General features: G+C 63.7%; 19 protein-coding genes. 6 read left to right on the top strand and 13 right to left on the bottom strand.

What is annotated here, in order from left to right:
- Positions 1-6: 6 nt before the first annotated feature.
- Complete coding sequence (locus tag G6N83_RS04815; RefSeq protein ID WP_165139879.1) at positions 7-1,434, bottom strand: DUF6421 family protein; 1,428 nt, start codon at positions 1,432-1,434, stop codon at positions 7-9.
- A 184-nt stretch (positions 1,435-1,618) separates the two neighbouring features.
- Here G6N83_RS04815 and G6N83_RS04810 point away from each other — a divergent pair, with 184 nt between their 5' ends.
- Positions 1,619-2,044: an Lrp/AsnC family transcriptional regulator gene (locus G6N83_RS04810; RefSeq protein WP_420901767.1), complete on the top strand. Its 426-nt coding sequence runs from the start codon at positions 1,619-1,621 to the stop codon at positions 2,042-2,044.
- Here the strand turns inward: G6N83_RS04810 and G6N83_RS04805 are convergent, their stop codons facing one another.
- From G6N83_RS04805 to G6N83_RS04770, 8 genes are all read right to left on the bottom strand, one after another.
- Positions 2,045-3,355: an aspartate aminotransferase family protein gene (locus tag G6N83_RS04805; protein ID WP_165139877.1), complete on the bottom strand. Its 1,311-nt coding sequence runs from the start codon at positions 3,353-3,355 to the stop codon at positions 2,045-2,047. It lies immediately after the preceding gene.
- Between the two features lie 123 nt (positions 3,356-3,478).
- Entirely contained in the window at positions 3,479-4,654 is a 1,176-nt protein-coding gene (locus G6N83_RS04800; protein WP_165139876.1) for an ABC transporter substrate-binding protein, read from the bottom strand.
- A 57-nt stretch (positions 4,655-4,711) separates the two neighbouring features.
- Positions 4,712-5,485 carry an ABC transporter permease gene (locus tag G6N83_RS04795; protein ID WP_165139875.1) on the bottom strand — a complete coding sequence of 258 codons (774 nt, stop codon included), beginning with the start codon at positions 5,483-5,485 and terminating at the stop codon, positions 4,712-4,714.
- Positions 5,482-6,294 (bottom strand): ABC transporter ATP-binding protein, encoded by an 813-nt coding sequence (locus G6N83_RS04790; RefSeq protein WP_165139874.1) that lies wholly within the window; start codon positions 6,292-6,294, stop codon positions 5,482-5,484. The genes G6N83_RS04795 and G6N83_RS04790 overlap by 4 nt, the downstream gene beginning before the upstream one ends.
- On the bottom strand, positions 6,291-7,172 hold the full coding sequence (locus tag G6N83_RS04785) for an ABC transporter permease (RefSeq protein ID WP_165139872.1): 882 nt from the start codon (positions 7,170-7,172) through the stop codon (positions 6,291-6,293). Before G6N83_RS04785 ends, G6N83_RS04790 begins: the two co-directional genes overlap by 4 nt.
- Positions 7,169-8,185, bottom strand: a complete 1,017-nt coding sequence (locus G6N83_RS04780; protein WP_165139870.1) for a TIGR03842 family LLM class F420-dependent oxidoreductase — start codon at positions 8,183-8,185, stop codon at positions 7,169-7,171. The genes G6N83_RS04785 and G6N83_RS04780 overlap by 4 nt, the downstream gene beginning before the upstream one ends.
- 8 nt (positions 8,186-8,193) lie before the next feature.
- Positions 8,194-9,630, bottom strand: coding sequence for a dihydropyrimidinase (gene hydA, locus G6N83_RS04775; RefSeq protein WP_165139868.1), 1,437 nt, complete (start codon positions 9,628-9,630; stop codon positions 8,194-8,196).
- 29 nt (positions 9,631-9,659) lie between these two features.
- Entirely contained in the window at positions 9,660-10,508 is an 849-nt protein-coding gene (locus tag G6N83_RS04770; RefSeq protein ID WP_165139866.1) for a nitrilase-related carbon-nitrogen hydrolase, read from the bottom strand.
- A 162-nt stretch (positions 10,509-10,670) separates the two neighbouring features.
- Between G6N83_RS04770 and G6N83_RS04765 the strand changes: the two genes are divergently transcribed.
- Positions 10,671-12,008: an aminotransferase-like domain-containing protein gene (locus G6N83_RS04765; protein ID WP_241246284.1), complete on the top strand. Its 1,338-nt coding sequence runs from the start codon at positions 10,671-10,673 to the stop codon at positions 12,006-12,008.
- 4 nt (positions 12,009-12,012) lie between these two features.
- On the opposite strand, the gene G6N83_RS04760 is transcribed toward G6N83_RS04765, so the two are convergent.
- Positions 12,013-12,501: a hypothetical protein gene (locus G6N83_RS04760; protein ID WP_165139864.1), complete on the bottom strand. Its 489-nt coding sequence runs from the start codon at positions 12,499-12,501 to the stop codon at positions 12,013-12,015.
- Positions 12,502-12,796: 295 nt separating this feature from the next.
- Here G6N83_RS04760 and G6N83_RS04755 point away from each other — a divergent pair, with 295 nt between their 5' ends.
- Both G6N83_RS04755 and G6N83_RS04750 read left to right on the top strand, forming a co-directional pair.
- The gene (locus tag G6N83_RS04755; RefSeq protein WP_165139862.1) at positions 12,797-14,341 is read left to right on the top strand and encodes an Ig-like domain-containing protein; all 1,545 of its coding nucleotides are present in this window, start codon (positions 12,797-12,799) and stop codon (positions 14,339-14,341) included.
- Between the two features lie 51 nt (positions 14,342-14,392).
- The gene (locus G6N83_RS04750) at positions 14,393-17,212 is read left to right on the top strand and encodes a LamG-like jellyroll fold domain-containing protein (RefSeq protein WP_165139860.1); all 2,820 of its coding nucleotides are present in this window, start codon (positions 14,393-14,395) and stop codon (positions 17,210-17,212) included.
- 170 nt (positions 17,213-17,382) lie between these two features.
- On the opposite strand, the gene G6N83_RS04745 is transcribed toward G6N83_RS04750, so the two are convergent.
- The 3 genes from G6N83_RS04745 to G6N83_RS04735 all read right to left on the bottom strand — a co-directional run bounded on the left by G6N83_RS04745 (position 17,383) and on the right by G6N83_RS04735 (position 19,392).
- Positions 17,383-17,871: a SprT-like domain-containing protein gene (locus G6N83_RS04745; RefSeq protein WP_165139858.1), complete on the bottom strand. Its 489-nt coding sequence runs from the start codon at positions 17,869-17,871 to the stop codon at positions 17,383-17,385.
- 29 nt (positions 17,872-17,900) lie between these two features.
- Positions 17,901-18,428, bottom strand: coding sequence for a hypothetical protein (locus G6N83_RS04740; protein WP_165139856.1), 528 nt, complete (start codon positions 18,426-18,428; stop codon positions 17,901-17,903).
- A 103-nt stretch (positions 18,429-18,531) separates the two neighbouring features.
- Positions 18,532-19,392 (bottom strand): spermidine synthase, encoded by an 861-nt coding sequence (locus G6N83_RS04735; RefSeq protein ID WP_165139854.1) that lies wholly within the window; start codon positions 19,390-19,392, stop codon positions 18,532-18,534.
- Positions 19,393-19,616: 224 nt separating this feature from the next.
- On the opposite strand from G6N83_RS04735, the gene G6N83_RS04730 reads away from it, so the two are divergent.
- Together G6N83_RS04730 and G6N83_RS04725 are read left to right on the top strand one after the other, a co-directional pair.
- Entirely contained in the window at positions 19,617-20,372 is a 756-nt protein-coding gene (locus tag G6N83_RS04730) for a 5-oxoprolinase subunit PxpA (RefSeq protein ID WP_165139852.1), read from the top strand.
- A 17-nt stretch (positions 20,373-20,389) separates the two neighbouring features.
- Positions 20,390-21,973 carry a 5-oxoprolinase subunit B/C family protein gene (locus G6N83_RS04725; RefSeq protein WP_241246318.1) on the top strand — a complete coding sequence of 528 codons (1,584 nt, stop codon included), beginning with the start codon at positions 20,390-20,392 and terminating at the stop codon, positions 21,971-21,973.
- The last annotated feature ends 171 nt before the right edge of the window (positions 21,974-22,144 follow it).

The following is a 22,144-nucleotide window of genomic DNA, read 5'->3' as shown; positions in this document are numbered from 1 at the left end:
TTCAGCCTATGCCGCCTCAGCTATGTCGTTTGCGCGAATACCCGCGGTTGAGGCAATCACCTGGCGCATCTTCTTTTCGAGGGCCTCGTAAAACATCGACAGTGGAAACTCGTCGTCGCGGACGGCGTCCGTGTATCCCGAAAGTGGGCCCGCGAGCACATCTTCGGGCAGCCCTTTCGCCCAGACAGATGCGGGGTGCGGGGTCAGTACGCCAGCAACGAGATCGTAGGCCGCGAGCCAGTGGGCGCTCTTTGGCCGGTCGATCGATTCCCAATAGAGCCGGTCGATCGCGTCGGCGAGAGCGATGACGGTGTCGGCGACACGATCCCACTCGATGCGAAGCGCGGTATCGGTCCAGTGCAGCACACCCTGCTTGTGCAGCCACGTGAAAAGGAGCTGCCCGCCGAGCCCGTCGTAGTTTCGCACCCGCGACCCGGTGATCGCGAAGCGGAAGATGCGGTCGAACACGACGGCGTACTGCACGAGCTGGGCCTGATCGAGCAGTTCCGTCTCGATGGCATCGAGTTCTGCTCCCGCAGCGACGCGCTCACTGAGCCCTGTCGCGATCTTCACGCACTCGCGGAAGGCCGTCAGGTCACAGCGCAGTTCTTCGAGGGCATAGAGAAAGTACGGCATCCGCTGTTTGATCATGAACGGATCAAACGGAAGGTCGCCGCGCATGTGAGTGCGGTCGTGGATGAGATCCCACATGACAAAGGTGCGCTCGGTCAGTTGCTGGTCGGCGAGCATGCGCCGGGCAGCGTCGGGAAGCTGAAGCTTTGTGATCTCGGTTGCCGCGGCCACAACCCGTCGGTATCGCGCTGCTTCGCGATCCTGGAAGATCGCACCCCAGGTGAACGTCGGCACTTCGCGCATCGCGACGGTTTCCGGAAAAAGCACGGCCGAGTTCGTGTCGTAGCCGGGTGTGAAATCGATAAGGCGAAGCGAAACGAAGAGTGAGTTGGTGTACTCGGTCTCAAGCTGCGCGATGACCTCTGGCCAGATCGCTTCGACGATGAGGGCCTCAACGAAGCGGTTTCGTGAGCCGTTCTGCGTGTACATCGGGAAGACCACGAGGTGACGCGCACCGTGCACGCGGGTGTCTTGCGGGCGAAAGGCGACGAGCGAATCGAGAAAGTCGGGCACGCCGAATCCTGCGTCGCGCCAGCGCGTGAAGTCGCTCACCAGTGCGGTCAAATATTCGGCATCATGCGGAAAACGGGGTGCGAGTTCGATGATCGAGGTGGTGATCACCTCGACGAGGGCGCGCGCTGAATCTATATTCGCCGCCGCGGCCAGTGATCCGTCCGGCGCTTGAAGCCCCTGCAGGGCGGTCGTGGCTGACTTGAGAGTGATCCACCCCTGCTGGTGTTCCACAGCGTGCGCCGCGTCGACGTGTGAAGAAGAGGTGTCAGAAACCGAGCTGAGTGGCATGGGAGCCTCCGAGGTGCGACAGGGGAGGTGGGCGTGGGGTGCCGTCAGTATAGGAAAAACGTGACTCGTGGTAGCGATGAACAGGAAAAGTTCCGGTTTGGGCGTCTTTCGTTGATAATCTCGCGTCATGCCAGCCCCTGACAGTTCAGCTCCCACAGGTCGCGTCGAGGACAGCGTCGACCTCATGATCGTGCGCGAGATCGCAGCAGACGCACACGCCACCCTCGCGCTCATCTCGGAACGCGTGGGGCTCTCGGTGTCGGCGGTGCAAGCGCGCGTCCGCCGTCTCGAAACCCGTGGCGTGATCGCCGGATATCGCGCGGTCCTCAACCCCGAAGCCCTCGGAAAGCCGCTCTCGGCGTTCGTGGAGATCACCCCGCTCGACCCGGCTCAGCCCGACGATGCCCCCGAGCTTCTCGAACACCTCGTCGCGATTGAGGCGTGCCACTCGATCGCGGGGAATGCCAGCTACATGCTGTTCGTCCGCGTTGCGACTCCTCGCGACCTTGAAGCCCTCATCCGCGAAATCAGGATTACGGCATCCGTCAATACCCGCACCACTGTCGTGCTGCAGACGTTCTACGAAAACCGCCCGATCGCGGCTGTCTAGCTAGTCGAGCGAGCTGAGCGCCCGGTCGTAGATGTCGATGGCTTCGGCGACCTCGTCGTCGGTGACGACGCAGGGCGGCACAACATGAATGCGGTTGTCTTGCACGAACGGCAAGAGCCCCGCCTGCAGCATCGTCTTTTTGAGCGCTGCCATCTGTGCGGCAGGTAGCGGTTCGCGAGTTTCTGCGTCGGCCACGAGCTCGAGAGCCCAGAAGACGCCCTCGCCGCGCACGTCGCCGATCACCGCGTGCTTTTCGGCGAGCTCGGTGAGCGCGGGCGCCAACAAGTCGCGCCCGATTCGCGCCGCGTTGTCGACGACGCCCTCCGCGGCCATCGCGTCGAGAGCTCCGACGATGGATGCCGCAGCGAGCGGATGCCCCGAATAGGTGAGCCCGCCGGGGAACACCTGATCGTCGAACTGCTTTGCGATCGCGTCCGAGATGATCACGCCACCGACGGGTACGTAGCCGGAGTTCACGCCCTTGGCGAAAGTGATGAGATCAGGCGTGACGTCATATCCATCGAATGCAAACCAGCGCCCCGTGCGGCCGAAGCCCGCCATGACCTCATCGAGGATGAGCACGATCCCGTATGTGTCGCAGATCGCGCGGACCCCGGCCAGATATCCGGGGGGAGGTACGAGCACTCCGGCGGTGCCAGGAATCGTCTCGAGCAGCACTCCCGCAATTGACCCCGGGCCCTCGGCTTGAATAACGCGCTCCAGGTGATGCAGGGCACGCTCTGATTCTTGCTCGGGCGTCGTCGCCCAAAACTCACTGCGGTAAAAGTAGGGACCGAACACGTGAACGTGCCCGCGAGCGTATTCGTTCGGAATGCGCCGCCAGTCGCCCGTTGAGACGATGGCCGCTCCGGTGTTGCCGTGGTACGAGCGATACGTCGACACGATTTTGTCGCGACCCGTGTGCAGGCGTGCGAGCCGGATCGCGTTTTCGTTGGCGTCAGCCCCGCCGTTGGTGAAGAAGACCTTCTCGAAACCGTCAGGCGCGTGCTCCACGATCCGTCGCGCCGCTTCGCCGCGCGTGAGGTTGGCCGTTGCCGGCCCGATCGTGCTGAGGAGGCCTGCTTGCTCGGTGATTGCGGCAACGACAGCGGGGTGCTGATGCCCAATATTGACGTTCACCAGCTGGCTCGAAAAATCCAGATAGGTGGTGCCGGCGTGGTCCCACACCCGGGAACCCAGCCCGCCCGCGATGACGAGCGGCGAGAGCGCCCCTTGTGCCGACCACGAATGAAAGACGTGTGCGCTGTCGAGCGCGAGAGTGCGAGCGTCGAGAGAGTTGTCGAAGGTCATGCGGATGCCTCGCATCTGTGTGTGTGAGTGTTGCCGGCCGAGCAGGAATCTGCCCGGCCGGCAACATTCTTTTGCGTCAGGACGCGGTGGTGGTTGACGCGGTGGTCATTGACGCGGTGATGCTTATTTTCCGCCCTCGGTGAGGGTGACGTCGATCGGCGTGTAGCTACCGTCGACCGTGACGCCTTCATCCTGCAACGCAGCGATTGCTTCATCGAGGTACTCGCTGGAGTACACCGACTCCGGCGGGTCTGTCGTGATGAGGTGCTGGTCATCTTGGTTGACAGCGGCAAGTGCTCCCGCAATCGTCTTGTCCCAGGCGTCCGGGTCGATCTCGCCGAACGTGCCGCCGTCCCAGATGAGCTTGTTGACCTCATTCATCTGCCACAGCTGGTGCGTGGGGCCGACGGGGTAGGCAAGCTCAGCGTTTGATGCAACGTCCCATACGAGAGAAGCGGCATCCTCTGGGTTGTCACGTGCGTATACCCAGCCCTTGATGATGGCCTTCAAAAAGCGCACTGAAGCATCGGCGTACGCGGGGTCGTCAGCGAGACGCTCGGTGTCAGCCCAGATCGCATCCTGCAGCATTGCACCCTCGGTGTCTTCGTACGAGATCACATCGAGGTCGTCCATCGTGTAGAGCTCACCGGTGTCGGGGTTGACCGTTTCGAGCACCATGGCCAGTTCGTTGTACGTCATCGCCTGTGCCGCATCGACGTCGCCATCAAGTAGGGCGTTCATCGAGAAGTCCTGAGTCGTGACCGACACCGAAGAGGCGTCGAGGTCGTCCGCGGCCATCGCGGCGAAAATCTCCCACTCGTTACCGAAGCCCCACGAGCCGATTCGTTTGTCTTCGAAGTCGGCTACCGACGTGATGCCGGAATCTGCCCACGAAACCTGGGTCGTGCCAGAGAGTTGATAAACCTGCGCGATATCGGTGAGTTCCACACCGCTCGATTCGATTGTGCCGAGCACCTTCGGTACCCACGCAATAGCGAAGTCGACGTCGCCGGCGGCGAGAGCATCCTGCGGCACGATGTCGCCACCCGAGGGAATGATTTCGACGTTGTCGAAGCCCTCGTCTTCGAAGTAGCCCATCTCTTGTGCCACGTAGTATCCGGCGAACTGCGCCTGCGGCAACCACTGCAGTTGCAGGCTGATATCGGTTATCGGTTCGAAGTCTCCCGATGCCGAGTCGCTTGACGTGTCAGAGGTGATGCCCGAGCAGGCAGTCAACGTGAGCGCTGCCACGGTGGCTGCCGATGCGAATGTCAGGATGCGTTTTGTGCTGTGTCGCATGGTGTTCCTTTCGATTTCGGGTGGTGCAGGTTGGTGCGGGACTGTGGTGCGCTGGGATCAGCGCGGTTTTCGCTTCACCACGAGCTGCTCGAGCAGCACCGTGAGGAAGAAAAAGAGAAGGCCGACGATGATCGACGCGCCAACATAGGCGAAAGCGAGCGCTGAGTTTCCTGATTTGGAGTAGGTGGCTATCGCCGTTCCTAACCCATCGGCGGGGCCGCCGAAGTACTCAGCAACCAGTGCCGAGATGACAGCGAGCGAACTTGCAATGCGAATACCGGTGGACAGATACGGCATCGCTGTGGGAAGAGTGAGCTTTCGAAACCGCTGCCCACCAGACGCCCCGTATGCGGTGAAGAGGTCTCGCTCCACCTGCCGCGCCTGTCGAAGCCCTCGCAGCACATTGATGAAGACGGGAACGAAAGCCGCAACGCCCGCCACGATCTGGCGACCGAACTGGCTGGACGCTCCGAACATCGTGTTGAGCAGGGGAGTCAGCGCAACAATGGGAACGACCGCGATGGCGGCAACCAGGGGCGCCGTCATCTGATCGATCGGCCGAAGCCAGACAGCGAGCCCCGCGAGAGCGACCGCGATCACCGTGCCAGCGATCAAACCCACGAGCGCGTTGCCGCCGGTGACGAACGCGTCTTCGGTGATGATTCCGAAGTTCTCCACGAACGATGCGATCACCTCAACCGGACTCGGAATCAGCTGAGTGCGGCCGAGCGGAATACCCGATGCCACCCACCACGTCGCAAGGAGGGCGATACCGACGACGACGGGGGCCGCCACCCGGGCAAAACGCTCGGTAGCGATGGCGGAGGTCATCGCTCGTTCGCTCTCGCCGTGGGAGCGCCGTGGAGTGCCTCGCGCACGGCCGTGACTCGCTCGAAGTACGCGGGAGATTCGCGAAGCCCCTCGCCACGGTCGAGCCCGAACGGAATATCGATGACGTCGGTGATGCGCCCCGGTCGCGGCGACATCACGACGACGCGATCGGAGAGATAGACGGCTTCGGGAATGGAGTGGGTGACAAAGACGACAGCGGCGCCGGTCTCCGCCGCGATTCGGATGAGTTCGGTCTGCATCCGCTCACGCGTCATCTCATCGAGAGCGCCGAACGGCTCGTCCATCAAAAGCAGGCGTGGTTTCGTCGCGAGCGCGCGTGCGATGGCAACTCGCTGCTGCATGCCGCCCGAAAGCTCATCCGGGTAGCGCCCGCCGAAGTCGCTGAGGCTCACCATCTCGGCCAGGTCTTTCGCTCGCGCGAGGCGCTCGGCTGCCGGAACGCCATGCAGTTCGAGCGGCAGCGCGATATTTTGCAGCACTGTTCGCCAGGGCAGAAGGCCCGCCTGCTGAAAAGCGATGCCGTAGTCCTGGTCTATGCGGGCACCGCTCGGGGTCTTGCCGAACACTTCGAGGGTTCCCGCAGTGGGGGCATCGAGGTCAGCGATCAAACGCATGAGGGTCGACTTGCCGCATCCGGACGGACCGATGAGCGAGACGAATTCGCCGGCACCAACCGTCATGTCGATCTCGCTCAGCGCGTGCACGGGACTGTCTTTTGCCCCGAATACTCTCTCGAGTCCGCTTGCGTGAACAGCGGGAGTGGAGCTGGGTTGGGGGGAATCGGTCATGCTGTGGCCTCTCCGCGGCGGTATTTCGTGAGGGTGGCGCCAAGGAGCGCAACCGAACCCGCGGCCACGAGCCCGAGCACGACGGCGCCAAATATTGGAGCCCAGGGGAGGGCCGGGTCAGCAGAGGCAGACTGGGCCATCTGCAGCAGCATGCGCCCGAGCCCGCCCCGCATGCCGATAGACACTTCGGCAACGACAGCGCCAACAACGGCGTTTGCCGCGGCGAGCCGAAGGGCTGGCAACAGATAGGGAACGGCGGCCGGGAGCCGCAATTGGCGAAGCGTCTGGAGGTAGCTTGCGCCGTAGCTTCGCATCAGGTCGCTGTGGATTGCATCCGGGGAGCTGAGTCCTCGAAGGGCTCCGACTGCAACGGGGAAGAACGCGAGGTACGAGGCGATGATCGCCACCGACAGCCAGTCTGGCCATGGCATGACGTTTCGATCGATCTGTGAGCCGATTCGCGACACGAGCGGCGCGAAAGCGATGAGCGGCACTGTTTGCGAGACGACGATCCAGGGCAGAAGCCCCCACTCCGCAAGACGCCACCGCTGCATGAGAAGCGCGAACAGCATCCCGACCACCACACCGATGAGCCAGCCGACCGCCGCGATGCCGAGGGTCGTGACCATGCCACCGACGACAGTCAGCCAGAGCGGTGGTGTCGAAGCGCCGCTCGTCGCTTCGAACAGGCGAGCGACCATGACCCACACATGGGGCATCGCCCGGTCATGCGTTCGGGGCAGGATTCGTAACCCATCGCGCTCGCTGCCGATCACGACGCCATCGGCCGGACCCGCCCACTTGTACAGCTCCCACAGCGCGACGACGGCGATGACGCCGAGCGCGCCCCACACCACTGCTCGCCAACGCGATGTCATGACGTAGCCGTCACGCTTTCACCGAGGGCGGGAATGACGGTCTCACCGTAGACGCGCATGGTTTCTTCTTTGTTGTCGTGCTGCAGGTATCCGGCGAACTGCGTGACACCGATTGCGCGAAGCTTCTCGAGCTTTTCGATGTGCTCTTCGGCGGTGCCGAGCAGGCAGAAGCGGTCGATGATGTCGTCGGGTACGAAATCGACGTGGTCGTTGTCGGCTTTGCCGTGGCTGTTGTAGTCGTAGCCCTGACGCCCAGCGATGTAGTCGGTGAGGGCCTGCGGAACATCGCTGTCGGTGCCGTATTTGGCCACGATGTCGGCGACGTGGTTGCCCACCATGCCACCGAACCAGCGGCACTGGTCCCGCATGTGCTGCCGGTCGTTGCCGATGTACATCGGGGCGGCAACGCAGAACGCGATCGATTCGGGGTCACGTCCGGCGGCGGCCGCGGCATCCTTCACGACCTTGATCATCCACTCCGCGATGTCGAGATCGGCAAGCTGCAAGATGAATCCGTCACCGACTTCGCCGGTGAGTTTCAGCGCCATGGGGCCGTAGGCCGCCACCCACACGTCGAGTTCGGAGCCGTGGCTCCAGGGAAACTGCACCGTCGCACCGTTGTATTCGACGGCGCGCGAGTTTCCGAGTTCGCGAATGACGTGCACCGACTCGCGAAGCTCCCGCATCGTGACGGGCTTGCCGTTCGTCACGCGCACGGCAGAGTCGCCCCGACCGATTCCGCAGATCGTGCGGTTGCCATACATCTCATTGAGCGTGGCGAAAACGGATGCCGTCACTGTCCAATCGCGAGTCGCCGGGTTCGTCACGAACGGGCCGACGGTGATGCGGCGAGTGGCGGCGAGAATCGCGGAGTGGATGACGTAGGGCTCTTCCCACAACAGGTGCGAGTCGAAGGTCCACACGTGACTGAAACCGTGCGCTTCGGCGAGAGTTGCGAGCTGGATTGTCCGCGCTGCCGGCGGGTTGGTTTGAAGAACGACTCCGAAGTCCATGGGGTTCCTTAAATCAGGTACTGGCTGAGGCCGCGCTTGATGAACGCGCCATCGCCCTTGGCGCCGAGGTACTCGTTGTTATCCACGATGACCTTGCCTTTGGAGATCACGGTGTCGACGTGTCCATCGATTTCGAACCCCTCCCAGGCGGAGTGATCCATGTTCATGTGGTGCGTCTTGTCGTAACCGATCGACGTGTGCCCGTTGGGGTCGTAGATCACGACGTCGCCATCGGCGCCGGGCTGGATAACGCCCTTTTTGCCGTACATCCCGAACATGCGCGCGGGCGTGGTCGAGGTGAGTTCGACCCAGCGCTCGAGGGTGATTTCGCCCGTGACGACCCCTTGATACATGAGGTCGAGGCGGTGTTCGACAGAACCGATGCCGTTCGGAATCTTTCGGAAGTCTCCGAGACCGAGTTCTTTTTGCCCCTTCATGCAGAACGGGCAGTGGTCGGTCGACACCATTTGTAGGTCGTTGGTGCGAAGAGCTCGCCACATGTGGTCTTGGTGGCCCTCGGCACGAGAGCGCAGCGGCGTGGAACAGACCCACTTCGCGCCCTCGAACGAGCCCCATTCCTCGCTCGACGCGCCCAGCTGCTCTTCGAGCGACAAATACAGGTACTGCGGGCACGTTTCGCCGAAGACGTTCTGCCCTCGGTCTCGAGCGAGCGCCAACTGCTCAACGGCCTGTCTTGCGCTCACGTGCACGATGTAGAGCGGGGCGCCGGTGATGTTGCCGAGCATGATCGCGCGATGAGTTGCTTCTTCTTCGGCCTGCCAGACGCGCGCGAGTCCGTGGTTGTACGGGTCGGTCTTGCCCGCCGCGATCAGTTGTTCGGCCAAAACGTCGATGACCGGACCATTTTCGGCGTGCATCATCGTGAGAAGCCCGGTGTCGGCGGCGACCTGCATGGCCTTCAGGATCTTCGCGTCATCGGAGTAGAAGACACCGGGATAGGCCATGAACATTTTGAAGCTCGTGATGCCCTCATCGATCAGCTTCGGCATCATTGCGAGCGAGTTGTCATCGACGCCGCCGATGATCTGGTGAAAGCCGTAGTCGATGGCGCAGTTGCCCGCCGCGAGCTCATGCCATTTCGCGAGGCCCTCTTCGACGCGCTCGCCGTAGGTCTGGACAGCGAAGTCGACGATCGTGGTCGTGCCGCCCCACGCGGCTGCGCGCGTGCCCGTCTCGAACGTGTCGCTTGCGGCGGTCCCGCCAAATGGCAACTGCATGTGAGTGTGCGCATCGATGCCGCCGGGAATGACGTACTTGCCGCTCGCATCGATCACTCGATCAACGGATGCCAGCAGGTCGGTGCCGAGCAGTTCTGAACCTGGGCGCAGCACCGCCGCGATCTTGTCTCCGTCAAGCAGCACATCGGCGTGCGAACGTCCCGTTGCCGAGACAACGGTTCCGCCGGTAATGAGGGTCGTAGTCATGATTGCTCCTCTGGGTGCTTTCTGGGGGCTTACGGTGCGGTGATTTCGCCGTAGGAGTCCGGCCGGCGGTCACGGTAGAACTGCCAGTCGTCACGCATCTCCTGAACGAGGTCCATGTTGAGATCGCGGATGATGATCTCTTCGTCGGTGCCCGAGCCAAGGTCGCCCACATAGTTGCCGCGCGGGTCAACAATCTGACTCGTGCCGTAGAAAGTCACAGCCTCATCGCCGTATTCGTTGTCTTCGCGGCCCACGCGGTTGGGGGCAAGAACGAAATATCCGTTCGCCACAGCGGCCGCTGGCTGCTCCACTTCCCACAGGCGGTTGGAGAGGCCGGGCTTTGTAGCATTCGGGTTGAAAGCGAGGTGTGCGCCGTTCAACCCGAGCTCGCGCCACGCTTCGGGGAAGTGGCGGTCGTAGCAAATAATGACGCCCACCTTGCCGACGGCGGTGTCGAAGACCGGGTACCCGATGTTGCCAGGGCGAAAGTAGAACTTTTCCCAGAACTTCTCCACGTGCGGAATGTGGTGCTTACGGTACGACCCGAGAATCGTGCCGTCGGCATCGACGACGACCGCGGTGTTGTAGTAAACGCCGGTCTGCTCTTCTTCGTAGATCGGCAAAATCATGACCATGTGCAGCTCTTTTGCAAGAGCGGCGAACCGCTGCACGATGGGCCCATCGGCCGGCTCGGCGTATCGGTAGTACTTCTTATCTTGCGTAATACCGAAATACGGGCCGTAAAAGAGCTCTTGAAAACAGATGATCTCGGCACCTGCCGCCGCGGCATCCCGAGCGAATTGCTCGTGCTTGTCGAGCATCGACTCTTTGTCGCCAGTCCAGGTCGTCTGCGTGATTGCTGCGCGTACCGTCGTCATGGTTGCCTCCGTCAGTGTGGGGAGAACCCTTGCTGAGACGGGGACCGGTGTGCGAACCGGTAGGTCGGCCCCGTTCTGTTATCTTTCTCTCTGAACATTTCTCTTCGGTTTCGGCCTGTGACGCGGTGGTAAAGCCTGGCGCGCACTGAGAGGCAGGTGTGCGTGGCAATCGACGTCGAGTTTTCGGACCGCACTCCCCAGGGAATCGCGGGGGTGCTGGCCCGCCTCATCAGCGAAGGGGTGCTTGCGCCGGGTGACCGCCTGCCGACCGTTCGCGATATCGCGGCTGACCTCGCCGTGAGCCCGGCGACCGTAAGCGCTGCATGGCAGGCGCTTACCCGCACTGGTCTGATCGTGTCTCGTGGGCGAGCCGGCACCTTCGTGAGAACGACGCGCCGCGACTGGTTGACGCCCCGCGTACAGGGGCTGAGCGCACGCGGCGAGAGCACAGGGTTCGATCTTTCGCTCGGCACCCCCGACCCCCTGCTACTGCCGCCTCTTGGACCGGTGTTTGCGCGGGTAACGCCGCGCGCTGAGACCGGTAGGTATCACGATCTGCCGGTGCTGCCGGAGCTCGCAGCTGTTCTGCAAGGGACATGGCCCGTTCCCGCTGAAAGCATCACCGTGGTTGATGGCGCGCTCGACGGGATTTCGCGCGTGCTCGAACAGATAGTGAAATTCGGCGACCGTGTCGTCGTTGAATCTCCAGGATTTCCCTACTTTTTTGATCTCGTTGAAGCTCTCGGTGGCGAGGCGGTCACTGTGGAACTCGACGAAGAGGGGATTGTGCCCCGCTCCTTGGCACATTCGCTCGCGCTCCGCCCGGCCGCAGTGATCATCCAGCCTCGGGCGCAGAACCCCACCGGCGCATCGATGACCGCGGAGCGTGCCGGCGCGCTCGCCGACGTCATCGGAGCCGCCCGCGATGGTGAACGAATCGTCATTGTCGAAGATGACCACTCGGGTGCGATTTCGATGGCGCCCGATGTGACGCTCGCCACCTGGCTACCCGAGCAGGTTGTGCATGTTCGCAGCTATTCGAAGTCGCACGGGCCCGACCTTCGAATCGCGGCGGTCGGCGGACCAACGTGGCTCATCGAACGGGTCATCGCTCGCCGCATGCTCGGGCCCGGCTGGACATCACGCCTGCTGCAAAACGTGCTCTGGGAACTGCTCACCGACGATGACTCGGCGCGGGCTGTCGCTCGCGCGCGCCTCACCTACCGTGACCGGGTTGCTGCCGTCGTGCGCGCCCTCGCACGACAAGGAATCGATGTGCCCACTCCTGACGGCGTCAACCTGTGGCTCCCCGTTCTGCAAGAAAGAGCGGCCCTTGTGCACTTGGCGGCGGCGGGCATCGCCGTTGCGGGTGGCTCATCCTTCGTGGCCGCGCGGGGGAGCAGCGGAGACTTCGTGCGTGTCACCGCCGGCCTCGTCGCCGAAGGAGCGGATGCGGTCGCAGCAGAGCTGGCCGCGGCATCCCGTGCAGTACCGGTGTAGGTGACTACTCGGTGCGATCGCGCCACGTCGGGGCAAGCGCGCGAATGCGAATGGAGCGCCACTGCCACGCGGCCCACATGACCGGCCACATGAGTGGTGCGATAGCGCCGCGAATCACGAGGCGGTCGCGCCAGATGCTCTTCGACGGGTCGCCGGGAACGGCTGAGATCGCCATTTGGTGATCCCACACGTCGAGGGTTGCGAGGGGGCCGGTGAGCGGCATCCCGCTGTCTCGAAAAATGCGGACGGGGCCGTTTGCGTCTTCGGTTTCGCGGTCGCTGATCGCAATGAGCTGCCGGCCCATGGGGATGAGCCCACCGAGGTAAAGGCCGACACCCGCACTGTCGCCGGAGACCCAGCTCGTGGGGAGCGGGGCAAGCGGCTGCATGTCGACGAACGGCCCATAGAGCTCGGCGACGGCCCTGGGTGAGTGCAGCGCGCGCCATGCCGCGTCGGCGTCGCAGTCGATGACGAACTTCAGCACAATGCGCATGCCCCCAGTGTCGCACCCGGCTGCTTCTTTCCCTCTCGCCCATTCCCTCTCGCCGAAACGCTGCTCTTGTCGCCCAACACGCCGGCCCGTGTGTGGTGGCCCGGCGTGTCGGCCCGAGCAGCAGCGTTTCGGCGAACAAGAAGGGGGTCGCTGAGGGGTGCTGCCCAGATTCATATGAATGATTTCTGGCGTTCACCGAGTGTTCCGCAACACTCCCAGCTGGCGCATTTCGTCTCGATAGGTTCTTCGCGGCGCGCTCCCCCCGGTGCGCCGTGTGAAAGGAGTTCTCACCCGAATGAGACACAACATCCGCCGGAAAATCCGGAACATTCTTGCTGCGACCGGCATCGTAGCCCTGGCTCTTGCGGTGGCAGCGCCCGCATCCGCCGAAGCTGAGTCCGAACTCGTTGGTGCGCCAGAGCACTACGTGATCGAGAACGTGCACGCCTCCGGCAAAGTGCTCGAGATCGGCAACGACGGTGCGCAAGCAACCGGCCCGGATGCCGCGTGGACCGCTGCCGCCGCGATCTTCGCGCGTGCCGAAACCGCTGCCGACATCACGGCACAGGCCGTTGTCGCCTATCCCGTCACGGGTGCTGACCGCACGTACGTGTTCACGAACGATGCGGGCGAGGTTCTCATCCGCCGGGCCAACGACGACGAGTACTACCGCTATCTGGACCTGTCGAGTATGACTGTCGATGAGGCGGCGGCGGACCCCTACGCGCAGTGGAAAGCAGTCGATGCTGGCAACGGCGCTGTCTACCTCCAGAACGTGCAGCGCGACAAGAACGGTATGACTGCCGCCCTCGACATGTACAACTGGAAGACCGACAACGGCTCAGAGATCCAGACGTACGATGCGGGCACCGCCGCGGTGCAGAAGTGGGTCATGCGTTCGTTGACGCCCGTCGTCGATACTTTCACCGCACGTACCGAAAGTGGCGTGGCCCCCACTCTTCCCACGTCGGCGACAGCCCGCTACAGCTGGGGTCTGAACCAGACGCTCGCACCCATCGAGTGGCAAGCAATCGATGAAACGGTATGGGATGCCGACGGCACAGTCGTCGTCAACGGCACAGCGACCGGTTACTTCGGCGAGGCGGTTCCCGTCACCGCCGAGTATCTCGTCGGCTCGGTCGGGGACGCGCGCGACACCGTGCTTTCGAGCTACGTCGGCGTCACGCTGAAGGAACTCCGGATGGCAGCGCCAAAAACTGTCGAACGCACGATTTCTGGGTCTGACGTCACCGTCACATCTCCCGTCGCGTGGGACTGGTCGGCTGTTCCGACCGACGCCACCGCTCGAGAGGGCACCTTCACTGTGCCGGCGACTGGGGGCACTGGTTTCACCGCCAACCTCGTGGTCACGATTACCGCTGCCGAGCAGGTCAACATCCTCCGCACCGGTGGCGTCCACGTTGCCTACACGTTCAAAGATGGCACCACGTTCGCGCTCACCGACGGTGTGCGTAATGTCACGGGCTTCGCCGACTGGCGAAGCGGCGGGGCCGCCAACCGGGTCAACCCCAACAGTGTGTCCTTCTACTTCGATCAGCCGCGTCAGGTGACCGGTGCTGCCGTGTTCGATATCGCAGGCAAGCAGAACATCGGCTCGGTCACTGTGCAGTACCGCGACCTCATCGGTGGGTGGGTCGACCTGCCAGCAAGTACCACCGAATGGCCCTATGCCAATACGGCATCCGATCTCAGCATGACCGTCGACAGCGAACCCGTACTCGCGAGCGGCATGCGAGTGGTCTTCAGCAACAAGACCAGCGACACCTGGATGACCCTCTCCGAAATCGAGGTCTACGGACCCGCAGCGGCAGGCAAGTAACCGATGGCTCGCTTCTTTTCTTCTCGCAACCCTGATCTTCAAGGAACCTCGATGCATTCGCATTCCTGTCGCCGCCGTACCTGGCGAGCGTCGGCTTTCACTTCCCTCGCGGTCGTCGCGGGGCTCGTTCTCACCACGGGTGGTGCGGCCAGCGCCGCATCGTCGGCAGCGAACCCCGCCAACGATGCCCCGAAAGACGAAGACACGCGTTCTAGCTTCGTGCTTCCGGTGCTTCCCGACACGCAGTTCTACTCTCGCTACAGCGAATCGCAGTTCTACCCGAAATACGGCACGAACCCGTTCGAGGTACAGACGCAGTGGCTCGTCGACAACCAAGAAGAGCTCAATATTCCGTTTGTCGTACATGTCGGCGATGTCGTTGACCAACAGTGGGTGACGGGCGAGTGGGATGCCGCAGCGAAAGCCATGGACATTCTCACCGATGGCGGACTCGCCTATTCGGTGCTCCCCGGTAATCACGACACCGAAGACCAGAACGCGCGGTCGTCCGCGGCGAATGCCGACAACTACCGCGCTCGCTTCGGCGCGGACGCTCTCGCGGCTCAGGGGGGAAGCGCTCTCGTCGGCACCTTCCAGGACGGACTCTCGTCGGCGTACCTCTTCGAGGCCGAGGGGCACCAGTGGATGTCGCTCGCGTTGGCGTGGAACGCCTCCGACGACACCTTTGCATGGGCCCAGGGCATCCTGAATCAGTACCCGAATGTGCCTGTCGTGCTGTCGTCTCACGCCATCATCAACATCGCCGAAGATCAGGTTTCTCCGGCGTCGTGGTGGTGGGGAGATGTGCTCTGGGACCAATTGATTTCGAAGAACGACCAGATCATCGTGACGGTCAATGGCCACTTCCACGGCGCCACGATGCAGACCCGCACGAACGATTTCGGGCACCCGGTGTACCAGGTACTCACCGACTATCAGATGGCGGCAGACGGTGGCAACGGCTATATGACGCTGTTCGAATTCGATCTCACCAACAGCAGCATCGATGTTGAGTCGGTTTCGCCATGGATCACGAAGAAAGACCCCGAATCTCTGACCTCCTCAGATACCCCGGCCCTCGACGGCACGTGGCAGTCATTCAGCATTGACTTCGATTTCGAAGAGCGTTTCGGATGGGCGCTTGATCCAGCAGACGAAGACAACGGCGATCTGTCTGAGCGCGCCGTCGAGATCGTGTCGGAAGGCTGGGATGACTCCGCAGCAGGTGAAGCGCTCGAAGCTGCCGGGCGAGCTGATGACTACATCGAGGTCGATGGCACGATCGCGCACTGGCGCTTCGGTTCGGTTGCTGAGGGTGTTGTCGATGAAGAGACGATGATTCCGGATGTCGCGGGCGATAGCCCCATGTATCGAAATGCGATCGAGAACACGGATGCCGCCGAAGAACTCGATGACGTCACGGTGACGCACGAAAACACTGCGTACTATTCGGCCGATGACGGGGCGATCTGTTTCGATAACGTCCATCGTGAATCGAGCGGACCCGATCGGCTCTCGTACATTTCGACCGAGTACGGCGCGCCCGCAACGTTCGCTGACCTCGATGCCGATGCGGGGTACACGATCGAAACCTTCCTGCAGCTCGATGAGGAATGGACCGAGACCGCGAACCGGTGGGGCGCGGCGATTACACGTGGCGGCTCACGCGAGTGGACCGGTATCAACGACTCGGCAGATGCGGGCGCCGGTGTTGCATGGCTCGGTATATCCAATCTGCGCGAATACCAGTACTCGGCAGCGGATGTGCAGACGGGTAACTCGTACACACTGTGGTCGGGCGAAATCATGCAGGGTGCGTGGCACCACGTCGCGATCGTCAACGACCCTGCGGCAGATACCGCGATCATGTACGTCGACGGCGTGCCGGTGCTCCGGAACGCGTCGGGCGTCGGCGGAATGATGGCAGCAGATTTCATGCCGTGGATCATCGGCACATCGACCTGGGATTCCGAACCCGACCACGGCTGGTTCGGGTGCGTCGGCGAAACCCGGGTTGTCGACCACGCGCTGTCATCGACAGAGTTCCTCTACAACCGCGTAGATATCGACGGCGACGGTGCTCACTTCGACCTCGCGACTGATCTCGGCACGGTGTATGCCCCCGACGCGAAGGTGTCTTCGTTCACCGGTACCGGGTATCCGGGCGCCGTTGTTCGAGTGGAACTCGCTGGCAAGAGCATCGGAACGGCCGAGGTTGGCGGCGACGGCACCTGGACGATTGAACTCGCGGATGCGTTGGGCGGGTCCGGATCGTACGGGCTTTCGTTCGTGCAGTCCCTCGGTGAGCGAGACGGCAGCGCGCGCGATGCAACTCTGGTGATTGGCGAAAGCTCGGATTGGACGCCCGTTGAATCCGATCTCACCGCGGACTTCGAGGGGCTCATCACAGTGAACCCCAACCCGTTCGCCGCGGGATCAACCGTTGAGGTTGCACTGCCGTTGGGCTCCGTGGGCGACACCGTGTACGCATTCGCGTTCTCATCTCCCACGTCGTTCGGCCAGGCAACCGTCGGGGCCGATTCGACTGTGCGCCTTACGACGTCAGCATCACTCCCGGTTGGAGAACACCGCGTCGCGCTCTACACGGCAGATGGGGATTTGATCGGGTGGGATGCCGTCTCGGTGCTGGCTGCGGAGAGTGACTCTGGGTCCGGCTCAGAACCCGGAACGGGGGACGCCGCCGACGGTGATGCTGCGGGAACTCCAGCCGGTGCGGCCTCGGACGCCCCCGGTGGCCTCGCTGTCACAGGGGCATCGCTGACGGGCCTGTTCCTGCTGGCGGCAGCGGCCATCGCCGCGGTGATCGCCGGAGTGGCGCTGCGGGCACGCCGCATCCGTCGGATCAGATAACCCTCCGAGCTTTCCACCTGCCGAAACGCTGCTCTCGAGGGGCAACACGCCGTCAGGCACCCTGTGTGCCCGGTGCGTTGCTTGCGGGGGCAGCGTTTCGGCGCAGGTGGGACGAGACGTGTGGGACGAGACGTGGTGGGACGAGGCGGGGTGGGGAGCCCGTGCGTGAGCTACTTTGGCGTCAGGGCGGCGAGCCGCGTCGCCGGGGTGATTTCACGGTGCGTCCAGGTGAAAAGGTAGCGGTTATCGAACCGGGGGGCGCATAAAACGCAGGATGCCGCGCGCGTCGGGCGGCGGTGTCGATACGCCGTGTGCCCGGCTGGGCAGCGGCCCACCCAGGGTGCGAGTTCTTCCGCGGTTTCGCCGCGATGAGTTGTGCCGCCCACATAGCCGAGGTCTCGAGCGATGCGTTTCCACTTCGCGCCATGGCCAGATTCCGGCCCTGCGAGAGCATGAGCGACTTCGTGCAGCAGCGTCTGATGATTGGTGTCGTCGTCGTAGCGCGCCGTCAGGTACTTCGAGACAGTGATGCGCTTTCGCGTGTAGTCGCACAGGCCCGCGCGGCGCTTTGCGTTGTCGAAACCAAAACTCCACGACGAATCGAGGTGGAGGGCGAGAAGCGCCTCAGCCCAGTGGCGTACACGATCGAGTTCTGACATAAGAAAAAGCTAGAACGTACCTACGACACTCAAATGGCGACGTCAACCCGTGCGCGGTGTCGATCAATCGCATCGATCAGGAGAAGCGTCGATTGAAGCTCGGTTTCCGACGCTCCCGCTTCTTGCCGCAGAAACAGGGTGCGCTTGAAATCGACCCGTGCGCCCTCGAGGTCGTCGCCATCGAACCGCACTTTCGCCCGGTGCTGGTACGCGAAGGCGGCGATGCCTGCCCAGTTCTGGCCCTCGGCTTCGTCGGCGCACATGGTGAGTTCGTGGTCGGCGGCTCCCAGCGCACCGCGCCAGTGCAGCACCGTGGCGTGCAGAATGCGCGCGCGCAAAAGATCTTTTCGCGTGCCCGCCATGCGTGCTACCCGTACTGACTGCTCCGATACCGCCAGGGCGTCGTCAAGCTCATCGAGCACTTTGAGCAGCCATACCCGTTCCAAAAGAGCTGGCAGGCTGCGCTGTGGCCCGATTTCGTCGAGTCGCTCTCGGCACTCGCCAAGATTCACGATTTCGCGCAGGGTGTCGGTGTCGTAACCCTCGATGTAGCTCACGTCGATATCCTTCCCGCACGAGAACTGTTCCAGTGTGCCTCGGCGTGCAATGTGCGCGCGGATGGCGCGCCGACCATCCAGCGACGCCTCAGCTTTGGACAGGTCAGCGTTCGAACAGGGATGCCGCGGGCTTCGGCGATGCGACGGCATCCGCATCTGTGACGATGCGTGCGCTGCGGGCGAATTCGCGCACTTCGCTGCCCTCGGCCACCTTTGCGGGGTGGGGGCCGGCGGCCATCAACCGTGGCAGCCACTCGGTCGGAAGGTTCGCTCGGGACGCGGCCACCACGAGGTTGCCGAATCGGCGACCTTTGAGGGTTTGCACTTCGGCGAGCACGATGACGTGGTCGAGCACGGCGCTTACTGTCGCGACCTGACGGCGCGCGAACGCGAGCCCCGCGCCATCGGCGACGTTGATGAGCAGCACACCGTCGGGTGCGAGTAGGGCTGCGGCTTCGCGGTAGAACTCGAGGGTCGTGAGGTGCGCGGGTGTCTGCGCACCGGCGTACACGTCGGAAACGAGCAGATCGACGTTTCCGGTGATCGCGGGCGGAAGCCGCGAAAGTCCCGCCCGTGCATCACCGATGCGCATTCGGATCGAAGCGCCCTTCGGTAGCGGCAGGTTCTCACGCACCAGGTCGACGAGTGGTTGCTCGAGTTCGATGACCTGCTGACGGGAGCCCGGCCGGGTCGCCGCGATGTAGCGGGGGATGGTGAGGGCGCCGGCCCCGAGGTGCACGGCCGTAAGGGGTTGCCCCGGCATCCTGAGCTGGTCGATCACGGCGCCCATACGTGCCACGTATTCGAAGTGCAGGTGCGTGGGATCGTCGAGGTCCACGTGCGACTGCGGCGTGCCGTCGACTTCGAGTTCGTAACCGCCGGTGTACGCCGATGGCACTACGCGCGCGATTGTGCCGTCGCCGAGCCGCGTCTGTGGCGGCTCTTCTACATGTGCCCGGGCCATCCCTCAACCGTAGGCCCCACCTGCCGAGGGGGCGCAACATGCCGTATTGCGCCACGCGGTGCGCGGGCTTTGCGGCATGTTGCGACCCTTCGGCGGGTGGTGGGGAGAGGACAGGGCGAGGGGTGAGGGCAGGGCGAGCGGAGAGGGCAGGGCGAGGGGGAGAGCGCGGGGCGAGGGGGAGAGCGCAGGGTGAGGCGAGGGCCGCGCGGCGCTAGCGTTGTGGCATGGCGACGATCGATCTCAATGCCGACCTTGGCGAGACGATCGACGGCGTGCCCACAGCCGACGACGAAGCGATGTTTTCGCTGATTTCGAGTGCAAATATCGCCTGCGGTGGCCACGCGGGCGACGCGGACTCCATGCGCCAGGCCGTCGAGCGCGCCGTGCGATTCGGTGTCGCCGTCGGTGCCCACCCCTCGTACCCCGATCGTGCAGGCTTCGGTCGTGTTGTGGTTTCGATGAGCGCAGTCGATCTGCGGCTCGAAGTGACACGTCAGCTATTGGCGCTTCGCGCAGAGGGCGCCGACATCCGGTACGTCAAACCCCACGGCGCGCTCTACCACGCTGCGGGCCGTGACTCACAGCAGGCGGCGGCTGTCGTGGCGGCCGTCACGGATCTGTCGGAGACGCTCGGTCGTGCGCTTCCGATCCTGGCTCTGGGTGAGGCGCTTCGAAGCGCAGCGCTCGCCGCCGGCTTGCCGTTCGTACGTGAGGCGTTTCTTGACCGCGCATATTCGCCGGACGGTTCGCTCGTGCCGCGATCGACGTCCGGGGCTGTGCTCGATGCCCCCGCAGTCGTCGCCGAGCGCGCTGTGCAACTCGTGCGGGACCGCACCGTGACCGCCGTCGACGGCACGACGATCAGGGTTGACGCGGCATCGTTCTGTGTGCACGGAGACACCCCCGCGGCGATCGAGTTGGCCCGCGCTGTGCGCCGAGCTTTGTCAGAGTCGGCAGTCGATGTCGCATCACCATGGTGACTGGCGCGGTGACTGGCATGGTGACTGGCATGGTGGCTGACATGGTGGCTGACACCCCGCGGCCGCTTCGCGTGCTGCCCTTCGGCGCCGCCGCACTTCTGGTCGAAGTGGCAACCCTTGGCGAGGTGCTCGATCTCCACGCAGCTCTCGCCGCGACTCGCCCCGCGGGCGTCGTCGATCTCGTGCCGGCGGCCCGTACCGTGCTGGTGCGAATCGACCCGCGCCAGCTGACACTCGCGGCGGCCCGCACCTGGATTACAGCAGCCAAAGCGGATGCCGCCCCCACACGCGCCGAAGCGACACCCGTCATCGAGCTCGCCGTCGCCTATAACGGCCCCGACCTCCTCGATGCCGCAGCGCGACTCGGCACCACGCCCGATGGGCTCATCTCGGCCCATCAGAATGCGCACTGGAGAGTTGCATTCACCGGGTTCGCTCCGGGGTTCGGCTACCTCGTGAGCGACGACTGGCACTTCGACGTGCCGCGGCTCGATAGTCCCCGCACGCGCGTCCCGCCCGGCTCGGTCGGTATCGCGGGCGAATTCACCGGCGCCTATCCGCGTGCAACTCCCGGCGGGTGGCGACTGATCGGGCAGACCGACGCGCCGCTTTTCGACCCGGATGCCGCATCCCCGGTTCTCCTCGCCCCAGGAAGCCGCGTGCGCTTCGTCGCGGCAGGCCCCACTCGTGATGTCGTGAGCGTCGCGGGGGCATCGCCCATCACGCATCCCGAGGCACCCGTCGCGTTCACCATCATCACCGCCGGCTGGCAATCGACAGTGCAAGATCGCGGGAGGCCCGGTTCCGCATCCCTCGGAATCGCCCCATCGGGCGCCCTCGATCGTGACGCGCTTGCAGTTGCGAATCGACTCGTCGGCAACCGCCCGGACGCGGCGGCAATAGAGATCACCGGCGGTGGTTTTCGTGCCGTCGCGGAGCGCGACCTCTGGATCGCGCTCACGGGCGCTCGGGGACCCGGCCACATCGGGCCAGCCTTTCTTGATGCTGTAACCGCGACGCTCTGGCCAGCCGGTGAAGAGCTCGATATTGCGGTATTTGAGCACGGCATCCGCGGGTATCTTGCCGTGCGTGGGGGAGTCGAGGGGGCGGTGAGCGCGGGGTCGCGTTCCGCCGATGTGCTCGCGGGTATCGGCCCGGCGGCTCTCATCGCGGGCGACGTCGTGCGTTTGGCAGGCGATGTGCGGGGGCCGGTGCCACCGCTCGATATCGCGCCCTGGACCGCACCGACCGACGACGTGATCGAGCTGAACGTGGATGACGGTCCCCGCGGTGATTGGTTTGCGGCATCCGCACAGGAGGCGCTTTTCGATGCCATCTGGACGGTGTCTGCTGATGCGAATCGCGTGGGCGTGCGCTTGGAAGGACCCGAGCTGGCGCGCGTGCACGAGGGGGAGCTGCCGAGTGAAGGGATGGTCCCCGGAGCGCTGCAGGTTCCGCCGTCGGGTCGCCCCACGATTTTGCTTGCGGACGGCCCGGTCACGGGAGGGTATCCGGTGATCGCAGTGGTGTCGGATGCCTCACTCGATGCTCTGGCGCAGGCGCGCCCCGGTATGCGCATACGGTTTCATCGCAGCTCGTAGCGGGGAGACTTCGGACTGTGAGCATACTCACAGTGAGCTGAATTTCCGCGGATTATCAGCAGGCTCTCGCGGGATGAAGCCGGTTTATACCTCACGATTCACACCGGGTCAAGGATCTAGTAGACACGGCGCGTCACGCGGGATATAGTTGTTCCTTGCGCTCTTGGATTC

Source organism: Microbacterium endophyticum (genome assembly GCF_011047135.1).
GTDB lineage: Bacteria > Actinomycetota > Actinomycetes > Actinomycetales > Microbacteriaceae > Microbacterium > Microbacterium endophyticum.
Note: the sequence above shows the minus strand (reverse complement) of the source record. Positions and strands in the feature narration are given on the sequence as shown.